The sequence below is a fragment of the Chitinophaga terrae (ex Kim and Jung 2007) genome (genome assembly GCF_900107795.1).
Lineage (GTDB): Bacteria > Bacteroidota > Bacteroidia > Chitinophagales > Chitinophagaceae > Chitinophaga > Chitinophaga terrae.
Genome location: NZ_FNRL01000002.1, coordinates 1 through 19,670, shown reverse-complemented (window position 1 = coordinate 19,670; position 19,670 = coordinate 1). Strand labels below are relative to the sequence as shown.

Genomic DNA, 19,670 nt, shown 5'->3' with positions numbered 1-19,670 from the left:
ACCCGTAATATTCAATAGTCAAAAATTCTATCCCTATTCTGTTTTAAGAGAAACAACGGGATTGACAAGCGCAGCTTTGACAGCCTGCAGGCTGATAGTTACAATAGCGATGATCACTACCATAAGGATCGCTAAAACCATTATCCACCATTCTACCGATACCCTGAAAACAAAACGCTGAAGCCAGCTATTCATTCCAAAGTAGGCCACCGGCAGGGCGAATACGCTGCCGATCAGTACCAGTTTAAGGAAATCCTTTGTCAGCAGCACGCTTAGATGAGCGGCAGATGCACCCAGCACCTTGCGGATTCCGATCTCCTTGGTTCTTTGTTGGGCGATCAGGATAGAAAGTCCCAAAAGGCCAATGCACGCGATCAGGATGGTTAGTCCTGAAAATATGCCGAATAGTCTTCCAAGGGTACTTTCTCCTTTATACAGGTTTTGCAGGTCCTGGTCGACGAACGAATATTGGAAAAGAAGGTCCGGAGACAGGCTGTTCCAGAGCTCTTCCAGCTCGGCTAACTGGGCGGTATGGTTACCCGGTGCAAGGCGCAGGGTAAGATTAGATGCGTACTCCGGTTTTATCATATATAACACCGGGGTAACCGCTTTTTTCAGATCCTGGTAATTAAAATCCGCAACCACGCCTATGATAGTTCCATGAACCCCTTTACTCCCGGGCCTCCATTCGATACGCTGACCAATAGGATCTTTAAACCCGAAACTTCTTACCGCCGCTTCGTTAACAATAAACGCGTTGTTGCTGTCGGTTCTCATTGCCGGGTCGAAATTCCGGCCTGCGATTATTTTAAGTTTCAGTGTTTTCACAAGGTCGAAGTCCCCATGTATGATCCCTGCCACAAATCCTTCCTTATCATCTTTGCCTTCTTCCACGATCGGGTTGTTACTATCAATGCTGTTGCCCAGCAACATGCTGTTGAGGGAAGCGCTTTTTACATCAGCGCGTTCCAGCAACTTTGCTTTATAGTGATCAGCAACCGCAGGGCTGACGCCATCCATCCTGATATTTACCAGGTGCTCTTTATCAAAGCCCAGGTTTTTATTTGACCAGTATTTTAATTGAGAATAAACTACAAAGGAAGAAATGATCATAGCTACAGCAACCGCAAACTGGAAAACAACCAGGGCTTTCCTTACGAAGATCCCTGAATGGGAAGTGGCGAATTTCCCTTTCAACACTTTTATGGGCAGCAGGGAAGACAAATAAAAAGCGGGGTAGCTGCCTGCCAGCAGTCCTACTACCGCCGCTAACAATACCAGGCCAGTCAACAGTACGCTGTCTATACTTAAACCTAGCTTTATATTTTTTGCTGCAATGGTATTAAATGCCGGCAATAGTGCTATTACCAGCAACAATGAGATGATTAAAGAAATAATACTTATCAGGGAAGATTCTGTGAGGAATTGCAGTACCAGGCTTTTTTTCTCGGCGCCCAATACCTTTCTTAACCCCACTTCCCTGGCCCTTTCATGCGCCCTGGCTGTGGTCAGGTTAATGAAGTTGAAACAGGCGATCAATATGATGAAAGCACCAATTGCGAGGTAGATCCAGAGCATTGGCATATTATCTTTGCCGAAATCGCCCTGCGGCCGTTGGTGAATATGACTGAGCGGCTGCAGGTTGAGTCCGAATTTTACTCCCAGCCGCCTGGAAATGCCGGCGGTATAGTGTTCGGCCATGGCGGTTAAATCCCGCTGTACATTCGCCAGATCGGCATTTTCATCTACCTGGATAAATGTTTGATTATCCAGGAAATTGAACCATTGCTGTTCATAATCGATCCCTGCTTTCAGTGATTCTGAAAGAAAAGTGGAAAATGATATCGCCACATCTGTTCCTATATCTGTATTCTGCGGCATGTCCTGCATGACGCCGGTCACCAGGCAGTTATAGCTGTTGCTTACCAGCATGCTTTTACCGATGGGCGATTCATTGCCGAAATACTTGCGGGCGGCCGATTGGGTCAGCACGGCGGTGTATGGCGCTTTGAGCAGGTCGGCGCTCTTTCCTGAAAGCACCCCGAAGCTGAAAGTTTTAAGATAGCCGGGATCTACAAATTTTACCTTGGTTTCTTTGATCTTTTTGTCATTTACCTGGATCTGGAGTACCCCGGGGATGAATACGCGGGTAACTTCTTTCAAACCTTTTACCTCGTTCCTGATCGCAGGCGCAAGGGCAATCTGTGTAGGCGCATCGTACTCTGTTACGCCATTGCGGGATATAAACCGGGTAACCCTGTAAATATTGCCGGTGTTGTGATGAAATTTATCAAAGCTCAGTTCATCTCTGACATAAAGTACTATAAAAATGCAACAGGCCATTCCTACGGCCAACCCGGTTACGTTAATCGCTGTAATGAATTTGTTCCTTTGCAGATGGCGTATTGCGATCTTTAAATAGTTCCTGAACATCATGTTTGATTTTAGAATGGCGGAAGGAAATCACACGTGAAACTGTTCTTTGATATTTTCTGTCACAACCCGGCCGTCGAACAGGTTAATGATCCTGTGGGCAAACCCGGCGTCATAAGGAGAGTGCGTTACCATTATCAGGGTGGTACCTGCATTATTCAATTCCTGCAATAACTTCATTACTTCTTCACCGTTGGTTGAATCCAGGTTTCCTGTGGGCTCATCGGCCAGGATGAGGTTGGGTTTTGCAACAACGGCCCTGGCAATTGCCACCCTTTGCTGCTGACCACCGGAAAGCTGCTGGGGGAAGTGGTTGCGGCGGTGCATGATGTTCATTCTTTCCAGCACTTCTTCTACCCTTACTTTACGTTCGGCAGCCGGCACCTTCAGGTATAACAGGGGCAGCTCCACGTTTTCGAAAACCGTTAACTCGTCTATCAGGTTAAAGCTCTGGAACACAAAGCCAATAGAGCCTTTACGCAACTGGGCCCTTTGTCTTTCGCTCATCCTGGCAACTTCTTTACCCCAGAAATGATACTCACCGTCTGAAGGGTTATCCAATAAGCCAAGTATATTTAACAATGTAGACTTTCCGCAACCAGATGGACCCATGATCGCTACAAACTCTCCATCATTCACCTCCATGTTGATTCCATTAAGGGCCGTAGTTTCTACTTCTTCAGTGGTAAACAGCTTTTGCAAGTTGACTGTGCGAATCATAAGTGATCTTTATTTTTGTGATTAGTGGATGATAGTTAAAAAGATAAAACGTCTTTATTTCCGAAGTTCTCATAAGAAGAAACAATAACCTGGTCGCCGGGTTGCAAACCGTCCAATACTTCAAAATACAAAGGATTTTTTCTACCCAGCGAAATATTGCGTTTAACGGCTTTGTTGCCGCTTTTATCGAGTACATAAACCCAGTTGCCTCCTGTATCGCTGAAAAATCCTCCCAACGGCAGCAGGATAGCTTCTGCCGATTTGCCCAGTACCAGGCGGATAGGCGAAGACTGTCCGCGGCGTATTCCCTGGGGTGTTTCTTTTTCGAAATTCATATCTGCCTGGAAACGACCGCTTTTAACCTCTGGATATACTTTGGTAACCACCATGTCGTAAGTTTTGCCGTCGAATTCGAAAGTGGCTTTCAAACCAGGGAAAACCTGTGAAACATAGTGCTCATCTATATCCGCCCTCAGTTTGAAACCATTCAGATCGTCGATCTGCCCGATGTTCTGGCCGGCGGTAATGCTGGACCCAACTTCTACATCGATGCTGGACAGCTGACCGGAAACAGGGGCCCTTACTATCAGGCTGTTCAGGTTCTGGCGCATGAGTTCCAGGTTCTGCTGGGTGCGGGCCAGGGTACCTTCCAGCTGCGATATCTGTGTCCGGGCGTTTTCAAGCTGGTACTTCTGCGATTCCTGCTGTATCTCTTTCTGACGCAGCAGTCCTTCCAGCTCATATTTGTTCTTATTGAACTCCTGGCGGGCGATGATCTTTTCTTCAACAAGCTGCTTGTTCCTGTCGTACAGGTCCTTGGCTGTATTGATCTTCATATCCAGCTCCGAGATAGCCTGCTGCATGGTAAACTCCTGTTGCCGGATCTGCAGCCTGGTGTTCTGCAATTCGTTACGCAGGCGGTAGATCTCTGTTTCGTGGTTAACGAAATCCATCATCATATGCTGGTTATCCAGTTTCAGGATCGAATCGCCGGCTTTTACCATGCTTCCGCCTTCCAGGTATTTGCGGCTCACATATCCTCCTTCAATGGCATCCAGGCGGATAGTTTTAAGGGGCATTACTACAGCAGTAACAGCTATATAAACATCGAAAGTTCCTTTCTTTACCGTCGCAATGGTTATTTTATCTTTTTCTACGTTCAGGGTAGCCCGATGGTCGGCAAAGATCAGCGTATACAAAAGCAACAAGGCGATTGCTGCACCACCTCCTATCATCATGATGCGCTTTTTACTCCAGAACTTCTTTTCTAATTTTCTATCCATGTGTTTAAGCGAAAAATTGCTGCCCGTGGAAATCCAATCCACATGCCAAAGCACAAAATACGCTACTACAGCCGATTTCAAAGGATTTAAGGCTTTTTAAAACGTCCTATGGCGGACAAGGAACGTTCATAATCGGACACTTTTAAAAGTTCCTGAAATTAGCTGTGGCATTGAAAAAATCTTTGTTTAATATTGTCACCTATTCACCCTTCGAAACTAAAAGTTATGCAACCCGGAAAAATCTTAATTGTTGATGATGATGTTGATGTGTTGAGAGCAGCGAGATTATTGCTTAAAAGGCATTTTGAACAGGTAGATTTTGAGAAGAATCCCCAAAAGATTCCTTACCTGGTAACGAATTTCGACTATGATGTCATCCTACTGGATATGAATTTCACCAGGGACCTCAGTAGCGGGAAAGAAGGCTTTGAATGGCTGGATCGCATACTGGACATAAAACCGGATACGGCGGTCGTCTTGTTCACAGCGTACGGAGATGTAGAAATGGCTGTAAGAGCTATCAAAGCAGGGGCTACTGACTTCGTGTTAAAACCCTGGGAAAACGAGAAACTGCTGGCAACCATCCAAACTGCTTACGATAAGAGGAACGCGAAACAGAATAAACCGATAGCCGTTCCTACCCCGGGCAGCACCAACATGAACATTATCGGCAAAAGCCCTGCGATGCTGGCGATATTTGATACTATTTCCCGCGTTGCCGCTACCGATGCCAATATACTGATACTGGGAGAAAACGGAACAGGTAAAGACCTGCTGGCGCGGCAGATACATGCACAATCGCACCGCAGCAATAAGCCCTTCGTGAGCGTAGACCTGGGAGCCATCAGCGAAAACCTTTTTGAAAGCGAGTTGTTTGGCCATGTGAAAGGAGCGTTTACAGATGCAAGGGAAGACAGGACAGGACGTTTCGAAGAAGCTAACGGAGGTACCATTTTCCTGGATGAAATAGGAAATATCTCTATTCCCTTACAGGCCAAACTGCTGACAGTACTGCAGAACAGGTATGTTACAAAGGTAGGTTCCAACAAACCCATTCCCATTGACGTGAGGCTGATCTGCGCTACCAACCGCAACATCCAGCACCTGGCCACGCAACAACTGTTCAGGCAGGATCTTCTTTACAGGATCAACACCATCGAGATCCAGCTGCCGGCGCTGAGAGAACGGAAAGAAGACATCGTTCTACTGGCAGAACACTTTTTACAGGTATACAGGGATAAATACAAACGCCCTGTGAACAGCCTGCAGGACTCATTGATCAACCAACTGGAAAAGTACGACTGGCCGGGTAATATCAGGGAATTGCAACATGCGATTGAAAGAGCGGTTATCCTTGCTCAAGGCAAATCATTGCAACCTAAAGATGTGTTCATCAAGAATAACCAGAACAATGATCAGCCATCCGATACCGGTTATAATCTGGAAGAAATGGAGCGCAATATCATTACACAAGCAATGAAAAAGTGTAATGGCAATATCACAGAAGCGGCAAAGGAGCTGGGACTCAGCAGGGCTGCACTTTACAGGCGCCTGGAAAAATATAACATCTGAATTGAATGAACAGGTTCAGCATAAATATCTCCCTGCGGGTATTGCTGTTAACAGCAACAATAGCTGCTGCTGCATGGTTCTGGTTTGCAGGCATGAAGCCCCTTACATTGTTGTTAACGCCGTTCATCCTGGTACAGATGTACGCCATGTACTACTACCTTAACCGCATTAACAGGAAGCTTACACTGTTCCTGGAATCTATCCGGTATGAAGATTTCTCTATCCGCTTCAGCGCCGATAACAAGCTGGGAAAAAGTTTCACCATGCTGAATCAACAATTCAATGAAGTACTGGAAGCCTTCAGGCAAACCCGTGCTGAAAAGGAAGCCAACCTTAAATACATCGATACCATTGTACAGCATATCAGTATCGGGGTGCTGTCGTTTGACCAGGATGGGAAGATAGAACTCATTAACCCTGCGGCTTTCAGGCTGCTGGGGATATACAGGCTGCGATACATACAGGAGTTGAAAACGGTGCATCCGGGCCTGGCCGAATTGCTTTCAGAACTCCCGTCGGGCAACAAAACCCTCTATGCCACCAGGCAGGAACAACAGCTTTCTATCAACGCCGCTACGGTGCGGTTGCAGGGAAGGTTGATCAAACTTATTTCTATCCAGAACATCCATTCAGAACTTCAGAAAAAAGAACTGGAAGCCTGGCAAAACCTTACCAAGATCCTGCGTCATGAGATCATGAACTCTATTACGCCTATCGTGTCGCTGATCAGCACCATGCAGGAAATAGTAGACCTGGATATTGCGCCTACAGCGCAGAACAACGAAGGTATTGCAGATCTGCGGGAAGCCCTGCAAACGGTAGAAAGCCGCAGCAAAGGGATCATGAACTTTGTTAACGCTTACCGCGATTATACAACCTTGCCGCAGCCGCAGTTCACCATTGTAAATGTAAAAACATTGCTTACTTCCATCGGCAGCCTTCTGCAGGCCGAGATGAAGCAGGCCGGCATACAGCTGAACATTGACGTGGAAGTGGATACCATAGAAACCCATGCGGATATATCGCAGTTGCAGATGGTGCTCATCAACCTGGTTAAAAACGCCATGGACGCCCTGGAGCATACAAGCAATCCGCAGATCGACATCCGTTTATATCTCAATAATGCGCAGCAGATGGCGATTGAGATCACGGATAACGGGCCGGGCATCGATGCTGATGCGATGAACAAAATCTTTATTCCTTTCTTCACTACTAAAAAGAAAGGTTCGGGTATCGGGCTAAGTCTTTCCCAACAGATCATCCAGCTTCACGGCGGACAACTGAAGGTGAGCAGCCCGGGAGTTAACGGCAACGGTACTACGTTTTATATTCTTCTCCCTACTTAACAGGAAATTTTATTTAAATTTAAGCATAATCTTTTCTCTATGCTTCGTTCTTCCAGCCTGTTACTATACTTCCTATTACTGTTGGCAGACATCTTACTTATCGCTTTCCACGCAGAAGCATACCGGGTTGCTACGAAGCCGTTATTAATGCTGTTGTTGGTGATTTATGCATTGTATTCCAATGTGGCTATCCCGGGCGCTTACAGGAACTTCCTGCTGGCAGCTTTATTGTTTTCGTCGCTGGGCGACGACTTGCTGCTGTATGATGGCGACCGGTTATTCCTGCCGGGATTGGGAAGCTTCTTCCTGGCCCACATTGCCTACATTGTTTTCTTCCTGAAAATCAGGTATAGCAACCCTCCCGTTCCTTTATGCAAATACCCATACATTTTTCTGAATGCCGCAGCGGCCATTGCTTTTATACTGTTCCTGGCGCCTTACACCGGCTCATTCACCTGGCCGGTGATCCTTTATGCGTTAGCGATCAGCATTAATGTGCAAAGCACGATACACGCTTTCCATTTCAAGCGGCAACCCATGGCGATATATTGCGTTATAGGGGCAGTATTATTCATGATATCGGACAGCCTGATCGCATTCCAGAAATTTTACCAGCCCATACCCGGCGGGGATATGCTGGTTATGCTAACCTATGGCCTCGCACAATCGGGGCTTGTTTACGGAAGCGTAAAGTATTTCGAAAGCAAAGGGTAAATCTTCTTATTTTTACACCACTATGCAGAAAACAGACTTTCTTGTCATCGGTTCAGGGATTGCCGGACTTACTTACGCACTTAAGGTATCACAACAGTGTCCTGATAAGAAAATTACGATCATTACCAAAAGCCGGGAAGACGAAACCAATACTAAATATGCCCAGGGCGGAGTAGCGGTAGTGAACGACCTGGAGAACGATAGCTTTGAAAAGCATATAGAAGATACGCTTATAGCCGGCGACGGGCTTTGTAACGAACAGGTAGTTAAAATTGTGGTTACAGAAGGGCCAGACCGGGTAAATGAGATCATCGAATGGGGAGCGAACTTCGATAAAAACCCCGACGGCGATTTTTCGGTTGGCCGGGAAGGCGGTCATTCCGTTTTCAGGGTAATTCATCACAAGGATGTTACGGGTAAAGAGATTGAAAGGGCATTGTTAGCGGCTATTCATAAAAGGCCCAACATTGAACTGATCAGCCATTGCTTCGTGGTAGACCTGATCACCCAGCATCACCTGGGTTACCTGGTAACCAAATCGACCCCCGATATTGAATGCTATGGGGTTTATGTGCTAAACCTTTCTACCAATAAAATCGAAAAGATACTGGCGAAAGTTACCCTGCTGGCAACCGGGGGTAACGGGCAGGCCTATAGGAGCACTACCAATCCAAGTATCGCAACAGGCGATGGCGTAGCCATGGTATACCGTGCAAAAGGGCGGATAGAGAATATGGAATTCATCCAGTTCCACCCTACCGCACTTTATGAGCCGGGAGTGAACAATTCTTTCCTTATTACAGAAGCAGTACGTGGCGATGGCGGTATTTTAAGGAATGTGCATGGAGAAGATTTTATGCATAAATACGATTCCCGCTTATCCCTTGCTCCCCGCGACATTGTGGCCAGGGCTATAGACAGCGAGATGAAGATCACCGGAACAGAGTATGTATACCTGGATTGCCGGCATATGGATATTGAAAAGTTCATTCATCATTTCCCGAACATCTACGAAAAATGTTTGTCACTAGGTATAGATGTCACTAAACAGATGATCCCGGTAGCTCCTGCAGCGCATTATAGTTGCGGAGGCATCAAGACCAATGAACGGGGACAAACCTCTATCCGAAATTTATACGCCTGCGGAGAATGCGCCAGCACCGGCCTGCATGGAGCTAACCGCCTGGCATCCAATTCCCTGCTTGAAGCGATGGTGTTTGCGCATCGTTGTTTTGTGGATGCAACCAGCCAGATAGAAAAGCTTGAATACAAAGAGAATGTTCCGGACTGGGATGCCACAGGCACTACAGCGCCTAAGGAAATGATCCTTATCACTCAAAGCCTGAAAGAGCTGAAACAGATCATGAGCGACTATGTAGGTATTGTAAGAACGAATGTACGTCTTGAACGTGCGCTGCGCCGGCTGGATATGTTGCATGAAGAAACAGAAGCCCTCTATGAAGAGACGATGGTATCGCCTCAGCTCTGCGAACTGCGCAACCTTATTACCGTAGGGTACCTGATCGTTAAAGGGGCCGCCTTCAGGAAAGAAAGCAGGGGCTTACATTACAATACCGACTATCCGTATAAGAGCGAATTGGTTCAGAATATTGTATTATAAGGCTTAACCAGCTCATTTCATTACCTTTACGGTTGGTTTATAACAACAGGAAACATGTACTATCTGCTGTTGGCGTTTTGCTATAGTCTTTCTATTCTGCCTTTCCCGGTTCTTTACTTCATCAGCGACCTGCTGTATGTACTGGTGTATCATGTTATCGGGTACAGGAAGAAAGTTGTTATGGCCAATCTTCGCCAGGCTTTCCCGGAAAAAACAGATAAGGAATTAACCGTACTGGCCAGGAAATACTACCGGAACCTGACAGATATGATGGTGGAAACCATCAAGCTGCTCACTATGAGTAAACGCTCCCTGAAGAAACGTTTTCAGTGCGATCTGACAGTCCTCCATCAACTGTATGCAGAAGGAAAGAGCTGCCAGTTACACCTGGGACATAACTTCAACTGGGAGTGGGCAAACCTTTTCTGTATGCAGGGCGTTGCATTCCCCTTCCTGGTAGTGTATATGCCATTGACCAGCAAGCCGGCCGACAGGCTTTTCAGGCATTTCAGGGAAAAGTTCGGTTCTATACTGATCCCGGCCAATGATATGGGCAACAGCATGAGGGCCTGGGCCAATAAACAGTACCTGATAGCGCTGGTGGCAGATCAGAACCCGGGCAATCCCCGCTCCTGCTTCTGGTATCCTTTCCTCAATAAAATGACCCCGTTCTACAAGGGCCCTGAAATGGGCGCTAAAAGAAGCAACATCCCTGTTGTATTTGTCGATATCCGGAAAACAAAACGAGGATACTATCATGCCTCCCTGCAACTCGCATTCGAAAACCCCCGACAGGAGCCAGACGGCAAGATCACAGAGGCTTTTGTACGTTTCCTTGAAAAGAATATCCACGAGCAGCCTGAAGTCTGGGTATGGAGTCACCGCCGGTGGAAGCACCAGTATAAAGGCGCCGCCGCCCCTGTTCCAAAGTCTAACGATTTACCCGCTTAATATTATTTTCGATCTTCCCGGTTGAGTACTGGCGGGTGATACGAAGCACCTTGCTGATGTCTTTGCTTTTAGCCACGCCCTCTAAAGTGATGGTACCATCTTTTATGAAAGCGTCTACGGTGGTGATGCCGCCTGCGCGATATACAGAATCTAATGTTTTCTGCAGCTGCTGATCTGCATTGAGCGCTACAGGCACTGGTTCCGCAGCCACAGGCGGTTTAAAGATCACTGCACTGTCTTCGATGGAGCGAATGCCTTTAATTTCTTTCAGTGCATCTTCTACAGCCGATTTGGCCACTTCGTCCTTTACTGTACCATGCAAGGTAACTTTACCGTCTTTCACCGTAGCTGAAATGCCGGGTATCATGCTTAAACGTTCGTTGATCTCAGCCTTCAACTTTTCGTCGGAAGGCCGGCAGGAGATCAGGGACAAGGCCAATGCAAGCTGTATAAATACCGTTGATCCGTAACTGGAACTCATAACAAACAATTTAGCATCCAGAAGATACGAAGTTTCACGCAGAGGTTTCACGCAGAGGCGCTAAGAAGGCCAAGAAACATAAGAGTTTTTTAAGGAGCGAAGAAGCAAAAGAATATTAATTGCAGTGAATTTTAAGAAAACAAAGAGCCGAAGACTATGTATACAACATAATCTTCGGCTCTTTGCTTCCTTATTTTCTTAAAAAAATCTTACGCCTCTTGGCCCCCTTAGCGCCTTTGCGTGAAACTAGTTGAGGACTGTTTTTTCCTGCACTACTTCGAGGCCTTTTTCGTCTTTCATTTTAGCGAAGCCGCCTTCTACGTTGCGGAGGTTATGTATTCCTTCTCTCTTCAGCAGGGAGCAGGCGATGATGCTGCGGTAACCGCCCTGGCAATGAACGTAGAGGTTATGATGTTCTTCCAGGTCGCTCATTTTGCCCGGATCTGTCATTTCGTTCAATGGCAGGTTGATAGCTGCTTTAATGTGGCCGTCAGCGAATTCTATTGGCTTGCGGACATCCAGGATCACCAGGTTTGGATCGTGAGGAAGGTCCATCGCCAGTTCGTCCGGTTCTACGGTGATGATCATATCTATGCCTTCACCTGCAGCCACCCAGGCTTCATAGCTGCCTTCGAGGTAGCCGACAACATTGTCGAAGCCTACGCGAGCCAGGCGAACAACTGTTTCTTCTTCTTTACCCAAAGGAGTAACGAGGATGATCTCCTGGTCGAATGGCAGGAGGCTTCCCGCCCATTCTGCAAAGCGTCCTTCCAGCCCGATGCTGATAGATCCGGGAACAAACCCTTCCCCGAATACCACTGCGTTACGGGTATCTACGATCACTGCGCCGGCTTTTGCCTTTGCTTTGAACTCGGCAGGCGACAATGGTTTCATTGCCTTTTCGAGGATTGCCGATAAAGCGTCGTAGCCTTCCTGGTTGATCTTTGCGTTGATAGGGAAGTAAGAAGGAGGTGTAGATAACCCTGAAGTCACTTCCTGGATAAAAGCTTCTTTATCTGTAGCGAGTAAAGCATAGTTGGTTGCTTTTTGTTCGCCGATGGTGCTGAAAGTATTAGGACCAAGGTTTTTGCCGCATGCAGATCCGGGGCCGTGTGCAGGGTATACAATTACCTGGTCTGGCAGGGTTTTGATCTTGTTGTTCAGGGAATCGAACAGGTGAGCGGCCAGTTCTTCTTTGGTCAGGTTGCCGCTGAAAAGATCCGGGCGTCCAACATCGCCAACAAACAGGGTATCGCCTGTAAACAGGGCGTAAGGCTGTTGTTGTTCGTCTTTCAGCAGGTAGCATGACGATTCGAGGGTGTGGCCGGGCGTGTGCAGAACCTGCAGTGTCAGGGCGCCGATGGCAAAGGTTTCGTTGTCTTTAGCTTTATAGCTTTCGAAGCTGGTTACGGCATTGGGACCATAGATGATCTTTGCGCCGGTAGCTGCTGCCAGTTCCAGGTGTCCTGAAACGAAATCGGCATGGAAGTGCGTTTCAAAAATGTATTGAATGGTTGCGTTCCTTTCCTTGGCCAACTCAAGATATACGTCTATATCTCTTAATGGGTCTATCACCGCTGCAACTCCATCAGATTCAATGAAATATGCAGCTTCTGACAAACAGTTGGTGTACAATTGTTTTACGAACATGGTTTTTGATTTTTACAAATTTACAACTTCTGCAATGGTCTCCTCATGGATAAAATCTATATAAAAATAAAAAAGTAGCCGGTTCGGCTACTTTTTTATATCGTTTTCGTACCCAAGTACGGCGATTAATGTTATTAACCAACAAGTTCTTCCACGAACTTCGCCACTTCAGCAATACGTTGCTTGTTAATGGTGTAGTGAATGAACTTACCATCTCTTTCTGTAATTACAATGCCAGCCCGCCTTAAAATAGCGAGATGTTGCGATGCTACCGATTGTTCCAGACGCAATTTGACGTAAATTTCAGTTACGGTCATTTTTTTGTGGTCTTCCAGCAATTTTATCATTTGCTGGCGCAGCTTATGGTTGATAGCTCGCAGAACCATAGCAGCTTTCTTCACGGCAATGTAATCCAATTTGATCTGGTCTTTTTCATTGGTACCTCTAGAAATAATAAGAGTATTAGAAGAGGTAGTTAATAATGTTTTTTCCATCGCATAATAGTTTAAAAAATGATGAAATGAAAGGGATCAACGGACAGTACTCGCAAACAGTTAGAGAACAATTGCGGTTATCGATTTATACAAAAATATAATATCTATCACAATAAAAAAAATTTCCATACCTTATTTTATCATATATATCCCCCAGATACTTGCAAAATAGATGTAATTTGACAATCCTGTGACAAATCAAACGTTCGTGTTAGGGCTTTTCGGGGTATAGAATTGCTTCAGGTAAAAAGGACTAAAGTATGCGAGATCAACGAATTGTTTTTCAGTGTAAAACTTCGCTGAAAGCGCCGACATGTGTGCAGCACTTATCACATATTTAGCAAAAATAGCATTTTTATGTGAAGATAACATCAGTTCCCACTTCGGACTGCCATCTCCAAAAAAGAAAATCTTCTTCTGATCCAGCTGCGAAATGAAACTTTCCGGGGTTAAGATCATAGCCTGGGGAGGCAACACTTCTTTTAAACTATTATCATATATGGCGGTAAAAACTTCTTGTCTTCGTGCATCTATCATGGGGCAATACCAGGCTTCATTGTCCTGCACCCCGGCGTATAAACCTGCTGCCATCAACTGCAGTGTGGATACAGCAATTAAAGGTTTATTCCATGCATAACATAAACCTTTTGCGGTGGCAACGCCTACACGTAATCCTGTATATGAGCCCGGGCCGGCGCTTACTGCAATAGCGTCGATCTGCGAAGGCGTTATATTGTTTTCCTTCATCAACGCCTGAACAAATCCAACAATGGAAGCAGCATGATCCTGTTGTTTGTTGTTGGTTAACGTTTGCACAGCCTTGCCATCGATCGCAAGACTCACAGATCCTATTGTTGTTGCAGTATCTATATTCAGTATTACCATGTTAAATTGCTTCGTATGCTGTTTGTAATGATGCAGCCACTGTATAGCGGCTGTCGCCCGTTGCTTCCTGGATTGCTTTCAACACTTCATAAACATGTCGTACGCCCATCCTTTCACTCCATTCGAACGGCCCGTAAGGATAATTAGTTCCAAGCCTCATGGAGGTATCAATATCCTCCTGCGATGCAGTACCTTCTTCTGCTGCCAGGTAAGCTTCATTGATGATCATGCAAACGACCCTCGGGGTAACCAATCCCACGCTATCCGCTACCAGCAGGTATTCCCAACCCAGGTCGTACATGATGTTGGATAACGTCAACTGCTGCGCTTCTTCCAGAACCGAAACCTCCATCACCGGCATGTTGATCATCCCCGGCAGAAAGTTGCAACCCATAATATTAAAACCCTGCTCAAAAGCGTATTGGCTCATCAGTTCAGCCAAAGAAGTTTTTACTATCCCCGCCAATACAGGAATAGAAGGATTCTTTGCATACACCAGCGCATGCTCTGTACGGTCGTCGAACAACATATCAATAACCAGGTCAAAAACATTCAGCATCTTCACTTCTTCCAGGCTTGTTTTCCACTGGATCTGATGATGTTTGGCTATTCCTTTCTCCATTAACTCATCATACCGCTGAGCATCTGCTATCACCAGGATGTTCATAGCATAAAATTTTGGCAAACCTAATAAAGAATCATTAATTATTGCGCAATCAACAACCGTATCTTTGTGGCGATCAATTTAAAACAAGACTTCGTTTTATATGGAAAAGAAAATCATTAACACAACCAATGCCCCCGCTCCTATCGGACCTTACAACCAATCTGTCCTGGCAGGCAATACACTTTATGTATCCGGCCAGATCCCTATCGACCCTGCCACCGGCAACCTCGTAGAAACGGGTATCGAAGCGGCTACTCACCAGGTAATGAAAAACCTGCAGGCAATCCTTGAAGCAGCCGGCATGGGCTTCGGTGACGTAGTTAAAACCACTATCTTCCTGACAGACATGAAAACCTTTCCACAGGTAAATGAAGTATACGGCACCTATTTCACAAGCGACTTCCCTGCCCGCGAAACCGTACAGGTAGCGGCACTGCCTAAAGGAGTGAACGTGGAAATCTCCGTAATCGCGGTGAAATAGTTTCACGCAAAGAGGCAAAGGGGCAAAGAGGCGTAAGGAATTTTTTTAAGGGAAATAAGAAAGCAAAGGGAGAAGAGACTATTTTAAGAAGCAAAGGAGCGAAAGGGAGTGTAAAATAAACGGGATTAATATACCAGTTTTTTCGTGCTAATTTATTTAGTTTTATTGTTGGGTATTGGCAACAAAAAAACGGGAAGGATTAACCTTCCCGTTTTCTCATAATCGCCCATTTGTTAGTTCCGTTTATACGTAATAGTAAACCCTGTTCCACTGGTAAGTTTATTGTCTATGGCATTGCCTAAAATAGTTCCAGATGCAACCTTTGGCTTGCCTGTTGCCGCATCATAAAGATTAGGATTGGTATTATCAACACAGACTACGCAAGGAATATCTGTTCCTGTCGGACAAGAAGGCGCTGAAGTAAATGTCGCGTATTGACTTGGGTCATGTACGTTACTTGCACTACCATTAAATTGAAAACAAATATCCGCGAAAGGTTTACTTCCTTTAAGCGCGGGTTGTTCGGCTTTAGCGAAAGCAAACAATGTTCCAACGATAGCAACAATTGCCGTAGCAATTAGGATAGATTTAATCATTTTCATAACTGAAAGGTTTTTAAAATAATGATTAATACTCCCTACTTTTTTATACGGGTTTTCGGGTTCTTCCCGTTTTTTTGCGCAAAAAGAGATTGGGGATTTGTTTAGAGAAGGCGAAGGACGCAAGCAGAGTGTATATACACAAACACGCAAGGGAGGTGTTTGTGTACTCGCGTAGCTTTAACGGACTTTGCCTTTCTACCGACTATATTCCTTCGCCGTTGTTGTGTGTTCCTGCCTTCACTTATAAACAAAACAACGCGGAACACCAACAACAGAAACAGTCTTGCTTATATTTTGAGAAAATATAAAATCGTATGAAGGCATAGTCTCCATTTAGATAAGCACGAACTACAAGTATCAGAAATGATCTCAATTGTTCATAATAGGGAGAAACAAAGTAGTTAAAGAAACGAAAGTCGGCAGTTCAAGCGAAAGGGAAATGTCCTTTGATCGGAGTTAACTAAAGCAGCTACTAATTATTGTTACCTTATCTTATTTGAATTTTTAAACCCATAGAAATTAGAAGCTATATTCTAATTAAGGAAAATATTATCGAAAATTCGGTTAAAAATCTACGTTATTTTTGTTGTTGCCTGAAAGTTTCAGTATACTGTAAAAAACGCTCCTAGTGCAGTTATACCGCACGATTTCTTTTCCAGTTGTGCCACTATCTTCTTATTCATTGCTATTGGGGTTTCAATTAATTTCATGATTAAAGTAGTCTGCTTCTCATCGGTAGTAGTAACAGTACCATGAATAGCAAAAGGTGAATTATTGCCACTATCAATAAAACTACCGGCAGGCATAGCAAGAAGACTTAATGGGTCAATATGGTAAAACTCCGCTACTTTCTGGATTATATCTATAGTAACCTGGTCGTAGCGGTCGCTACGACCAGGAAAGTAATATATTGGGACACATCAAACATGGGTAATAACGAATTGATTTCCAATGATAAACTTAAGAATTTGGCCTAAAAGCTGCTGACATTTCAGCCCATCTGGAATTTTTTCCGTCGATTTTATCATTTTTTGGACGCTTTTAGAAAAACTAATGTCAATATTAATCGTGTTAATACTGTTTCAAAATTAGTGAAGTGACATTTTTTTGTTATCCATCAGTCTGAAAATTTTTCCAATCAATAACTGATAACAGAAGAGGTTTTCATATTCTCGATGGTGCTTTTATCTTATTCGCAGTGAACTCTATGAACAGAAATAAGGTTGTAATAGATTGCCGGTGAAAACACTCGGCAACGGATGGCAATCGAGAATTCTATTTGATAGAATCTCAAGAGAAGACTGGCGTCGGCTAAGTCGTATTATTATTCGGAGGACTGGCGGTGGCTAAGAATTATTTAAAATGGCAGTTGTGCAACATTGACCAATGTTAGCTGTGGTTTTTGTCATGGTAAGTACTCTATATCAACTCCTCTGTCGTGCATATGCAAAATGCAGTTTTCCAATTCTCCATTTTTGAGTTTAATTGTCAGCCCATAGTCTGCAAATGACCCGCCCATGGCATCGTGTCCATAGCCACGTAAAACCATTTTTTCGTTTGTCTGCTGGATGATTTTCATTTGTTTGGGTGCCATCTGAATGTTGTTTTGCCATAATGGGTGATTACCGTCAAGATTGTAAAGTGTAACAGTATAACCTTCACCTCCATTGATATTTGGCTCAACTTTCACTGCTCGTCTTGCGCCTCCATGAGGCCCAGATATGTGTCTGCCATTTTCGTAGCGAATATGGTCAGAAGATTTAAATACAAAGTCCAGTTTCATAATCAAATTATTTTAGGTTAATCTATACTCATGAGAATTTACTTTATTGAGCCAAAATTTTGCAACTTCCGCTTTGACATCTTCAACATTTGAGGAGTTGGGAAAATAATCATTTGCCACTTCTTCAATACTGTCTGCATTAAGCAGATAAAAGTCTGAATTCTTGAAATCCTCCCAGTCTTCATCTGAAGAAAGTGCCTTCGCAAAATAATTCGAGCACTCATCGCCATATTTTTCCTTAATAAGATTGCAAAATTCATTTGAAAGAATGGGTTGAACAATGCAATACTCACCCAATCCTACGTCTTCATATGCCTTACGTATAATCTCGTTTTTTATTCTGCTGTAAACAAACATTTCAGAGTACCCGTCATTAAGTTCCTCGTTCTCAGAAAAACAATCATATACTTTTAGTAAAAAGTATCTTGAAAAATCTGAGTTTTTTACGGTTAATGAATTTTTATCAAACTTTTTTATTGGTCGGCCAAGCTGGTCGCTGTCAAACATAATGATGTCAAACAGCTCAAAGGTTTTCGGGTCACAATATTTTTGTTCGAGATAAGATATTTCCTTTTCGTTTAAATGAGGAAATTTATAACCGATGTTTAATAAGTTCTGTGCTAACTCCTTGCAGGATTCCGGCAACATAAAAAGATAAAAGCCTTTATCGGATAAAAATTCCTGTAATTCTTCCCCTCGATGTAGTCTGCCATAGTAATAACACATCTCAGGAAAGTTGCTCTCGTTTGTTGCAGCAGAGCCTTTGATAAAATGATACTTTACAATAGTGAGCAGTGATTTTATATCTCTATTTTCAGAGCATTTTCTTCTTAAACGAAACCGCTCTTCAACACTCATTTTAGCTAACTGTTCTTCGTCAATCTTTATTTTATTGAAGACTTTTTGTTTAATCCAACTATGTGCCAAAGCCTTTTGCGTTTTTTTAAAAATAGCACTATAGTCGTTCCGTAATTCCATAACTCTATTCTGATATTTTTTCCCAAACAATTCGTGAAATTTCTCTTGAATATGAGCACTATTTGCTAAATCATCTATAGTTAAGTCATCATCGTAAGTAAAGTCTTTAAGAACTTCTTCAGAAAAGTAATCCACGAAAGAGTTAAAGGGCTCTTTTCCTTGTGTTTGCTTCTTGTATTCGTTGAGAAAATCAATTAGTTTGAGTCGGTCTATTAAAATATATCTTTCTTCATCCACAAAGTCAGTCGGTTCTCCGTTTGTTATTCTATTAGCAAGTCTTCTGTTTGCAATACTTTGGTCGCCAATGTGTGATGAAAAATACCCCTGGACATAACTTAAAACATCTCCTTTTAGTTTGTCGAAATAAACAAGTTCATCGTTTGTCCTGCTAAGTCCAAAAAATGTTGCCATTAAGACATCTTCATCTAAATCGTCAATAGAAAATTGCGGTTCAATTTCTTCTTTATCTGCTGTTTGATAAAGTTGGTTAAGGTGTGAAAAATCAAGCTCGTTTTCATCAAAATCTTCATCCTCTGTATCAATATGAAAGACAACCTGTGGGAATTTTTCGTCTATATGCCTTATTAAGGCATCAATATCTGCTTCTCCAAGCATTTGACGCATATTGTTCATTGAGAACATACTATTCTCAATTGCTATGTCAATACTCCTTTTGGCTTTATGTGCAATTTTATATGATTGCTCAATCTGTCCAATAACATAGTTGCCAAGAGCTAAATGATAAAGAATTTTTGGCTTTCCTATATCTTCTTCCTCTGTCATTTCATTGGCTTTCTTAAAATGTTCAAGAGCTTTTTTGATTGATGCCGCATCCTGTTTCTCTAACAGTTGCTGTCCTTGTTGTATGTGAAAAGAGAAGTCCATAAGCGTCTATTTTAAAAAGTTATCCTACTATTTCAGCCGCTCACCAAAAATAATTGATAATTGTGACACAGTCAAGCTCCAGTTGGGGAGCGGCTGTGTCCACTTTTTTTGGATATTTTGTGCA

17 protein-coding genes are annotated in these 19,670 nt (G+C 43.9%); 6 read left to right on the top strand and 11 right to left on the bottom strand.

All coding sequences use genetic code 11. The features are described 5' to 3' along the window. Positions 1 to 33 precede the first annotated feature (33 nt). The 3 genes from BLV62_RS02110 to BLV62_RS02100 are packed head-to-tail and all read right to left on the bottom strand — an operon-like array spanning position 34 to position 4,436. A complete protein-coding gene (locus tag BLV62_RS02110; RefSeq protein WP_211118321.1) occupies positions 34 to 2,433 on the bottom strand; it encodes an ABC transporter permease in 2,400 nt (799 codons plus the stop codon). A gap of 30 nt (positions 2,434 to 2,463) precedes the next feature. Beyond that, positions 2,464 to 3,153 (bottom strand): ABC transporter ATP-binding protein, encoded by a 690-nt coding sequence (locus tag BLV62_RS02105; protein WP_089758213.1) that lies wholly within the window; start codon positions 3,151 to 3,153, stop codon positions 2,464 to 2,466. A gap of 35 nt (positions 3,154 to 3,188) precedes the next feature. Then, complete coding sequence (locus BLV62_RS02100; protein WP_089758211.1) at positions 3,189 to 4,436, bottom strand: efflux RND transporter periplasmic adaptor subunit; 1,248 nt, start codon at positions 4,434 to 4,436, stop codon at positions 3,189 to 3,191. Between the two features lie 225 nt (positions 4,437 to 4,661). Here BLV62_RS02100 and BLV62_RS02095 point away from each other — a divergent pair, with 225 nt between their 5' ends. Genes BLV62_RS02095 through BLV62_RS02075 form a run of 5 tightly spaced genes read left to right on the top strand, consistent with a single transcriptional unit; the run spans position 4,662 to position 10,640 of the window. Further along, positions 4,662 to 6,008 (top strand): sigma-54-dependent transcriptional regulator, encoded by a 1,347-nt coding sequence (locus BLV62_RS02095; protein WP_089758208.1) that lies wholly within the window; start codon positions 4,662 to 4,664, stop codon positions 6,006 to 6,008. A gap of 5 nt (positions 6,009 to 6,013) precedes the next feature. After that, positions 6,014 to 7,354: a sensor histidine kinase gene (locus tag BLV62_RS02090; RefSeq protein WP_089758206.1), complete on the top strand. Its 1,341-nt coding sequence runs from the start codon at positions 6,014 to 6,016 to the stop codon at positions 7,352 to 7,354. 39 nt (positions 7,355 to 7,393) lie between these two features. Then, positions 7,394 to 8,068, top strand: coding sequence for a lysoplasmalogenase (locus BLV62_RS02085; protein WP_089758204.1), 675 nt, complete (start codon positions 7,394 to 7,396; stop codon positions 8,066 to 8,068). A gap of 22 nt (positions 8,069 to 8,090) precedes the next feature. Then, a complete protein-coding gene (nadB, locus tag BLV62_RS02080) occupies positions 8,091 to 9,689 on the top strand; it encodes an L-aspartate oxidase (protein ID WP_089758202.1) in 1,599 nt (532 codons plus the stop codon). Between the two features lie 54 nt (positions 9,690 to 9,743). Then, positions 9,744 to 10,640: a lysophospholipid acyltransferase family protein gene (locus BLV62_RS02075; RefSeq protein WP_089758200.1), complete on the top strand. Its 897-nt coding sequence runs from the start codon at positions 9,744 to 9,746 to the stop codon at positions 10,638 to 10,640. Here the strand turns inward: BLV62_RS02075 and BLV62_RS02070 are convergent. The 5 genes from BLV62_RS02070 to BLV62_RS02050 all read right to left on the bottom strand — a co-directional run bounded on the left by BLV62_RS02070 (position 10,621) and on the right by BLV62_RS02050 (position 14,817). After that, positions 10,621 to 11,121: a BON domain-containing protein gene (locus BLV62_RS02070; RefSeq protein WP_089758198.1), complete on the bottom strand. Its 501-nt coding sequence runs from the start codon at positions 11,119 to 11,121 to the stop codon at positions 10,621 to 10,623. The genes BLV62_RS02075 and BLV62_RS02070 overlap by 20 nt on opposite strands. Before the next feature lie 246 nt (positions 11,122 to 11,367). Then, positions 11,368 to 12,771: an MBL fold metallo-hydrolase gene (locus BLV62_RS02065; protein ID WP_089758195.1), complete on the bottom strand. Its 1,404-nt coding sequence runs from the start codon at positions 12,769 to 12,771 to the stop codon at positions 11,368 to 11,370. Between the two features lie 134 nt (positions 12,772 to 12,905). Continuing rightward, positions 12,906 to 13,265, bottom strand: coding sequence for an ArsR/SmtB family transcription factor (locus BLV62_RS02060; protein ID WP_012788619.1), 360 nt, complete (start codon positions 13,263 to 13,265; stop codon positions 12,906 to 12,908). Between the two features lie 198 nt (positions 13,266 to 13,463). Continuing rightward, entirely contained in the window at positions 13,464 to 14,150 is a 687-nt protein-coding gene (tsaB, locus tag BLV62_RS02055) for a tRNA (adenosine(37)-N6)-threonylcarbamoyltransferase complex dimerization subunit type 1 TsaB (protein WP_089758193.1), read from the bottom strand. 1 nt (position 14,151) lies between these two features. Further along, entirely contained in the window at positions 14,152 to 14,817 is a 666-nt protein-coding gene (locus BLV62_RS02050; protein ID WP_089758191.1) for a 3-hydroxyacyl-CoA dehydrogenase family protein, read from the bottom strand. Positions 14,818 to 14,917: 100 nt separating this feature from the next. Between BLV62_RS02050 and BLV62_RS02045 the strand changes: the two genes are divergently transcribed. Next, a complete protein-coding gene (locus BLV62_RS02045; RefSeq protein ID WP_089758189.1) occupies positions 14,918 to 15,298 on the top strand; it encodes a RidA family protein in 381 nt (126 codons plus the stop codon). A gap of 233 nt (positions 15,299 to 15,531) precedes the next feature. Here the strand turns inward: BLV62_RS02045 and BLV62_RS02040 are convergent, their stop codons facing one another. From BLV62_RS02040 to BLV62_RS02025, 3 genes are all read right to left on the bottom strand, one after another. After that, positions 15,532 to 15,900 (bottom strand): hypothetical protein, encoded by a 369-nt coding sequence (locus tag BLV62_RS02040; RefSeq protein WP_089758187.1) that lies wholly within the window; start codon positions 15,898 to 15,900, stop codon positions 15,532 to 15,534. Positions 15,901 to 17,305: 1,405 nt separating this feature from the next. Continuing rightward, on the bottom strand, positions 17,306 to 17,683 hold the full coding sequence (locus BLV62_RS02030; protein WP_089758183.1) for a hypothetical protein: 378 nt from the start codon (positions 17,681 to 17,683) through the stop codon (positions 17,306 to 17,308). A 12-nt stretch (positions 17,684 to 17,695) separates the two neighbouring features. Further along, positions 17,696 to 19,546, bottom strand: coding sequence for a hypothetical protein (locus BLV62_RS02025; RefSeq protein WP_089758181.1), 1,851 nt, complete (start codon positions 19,544 to 19,546; stop codon positions 17,696 to 17,698). Positions 19,547 to 19,670: the final 124 nt, after the last annotated feature.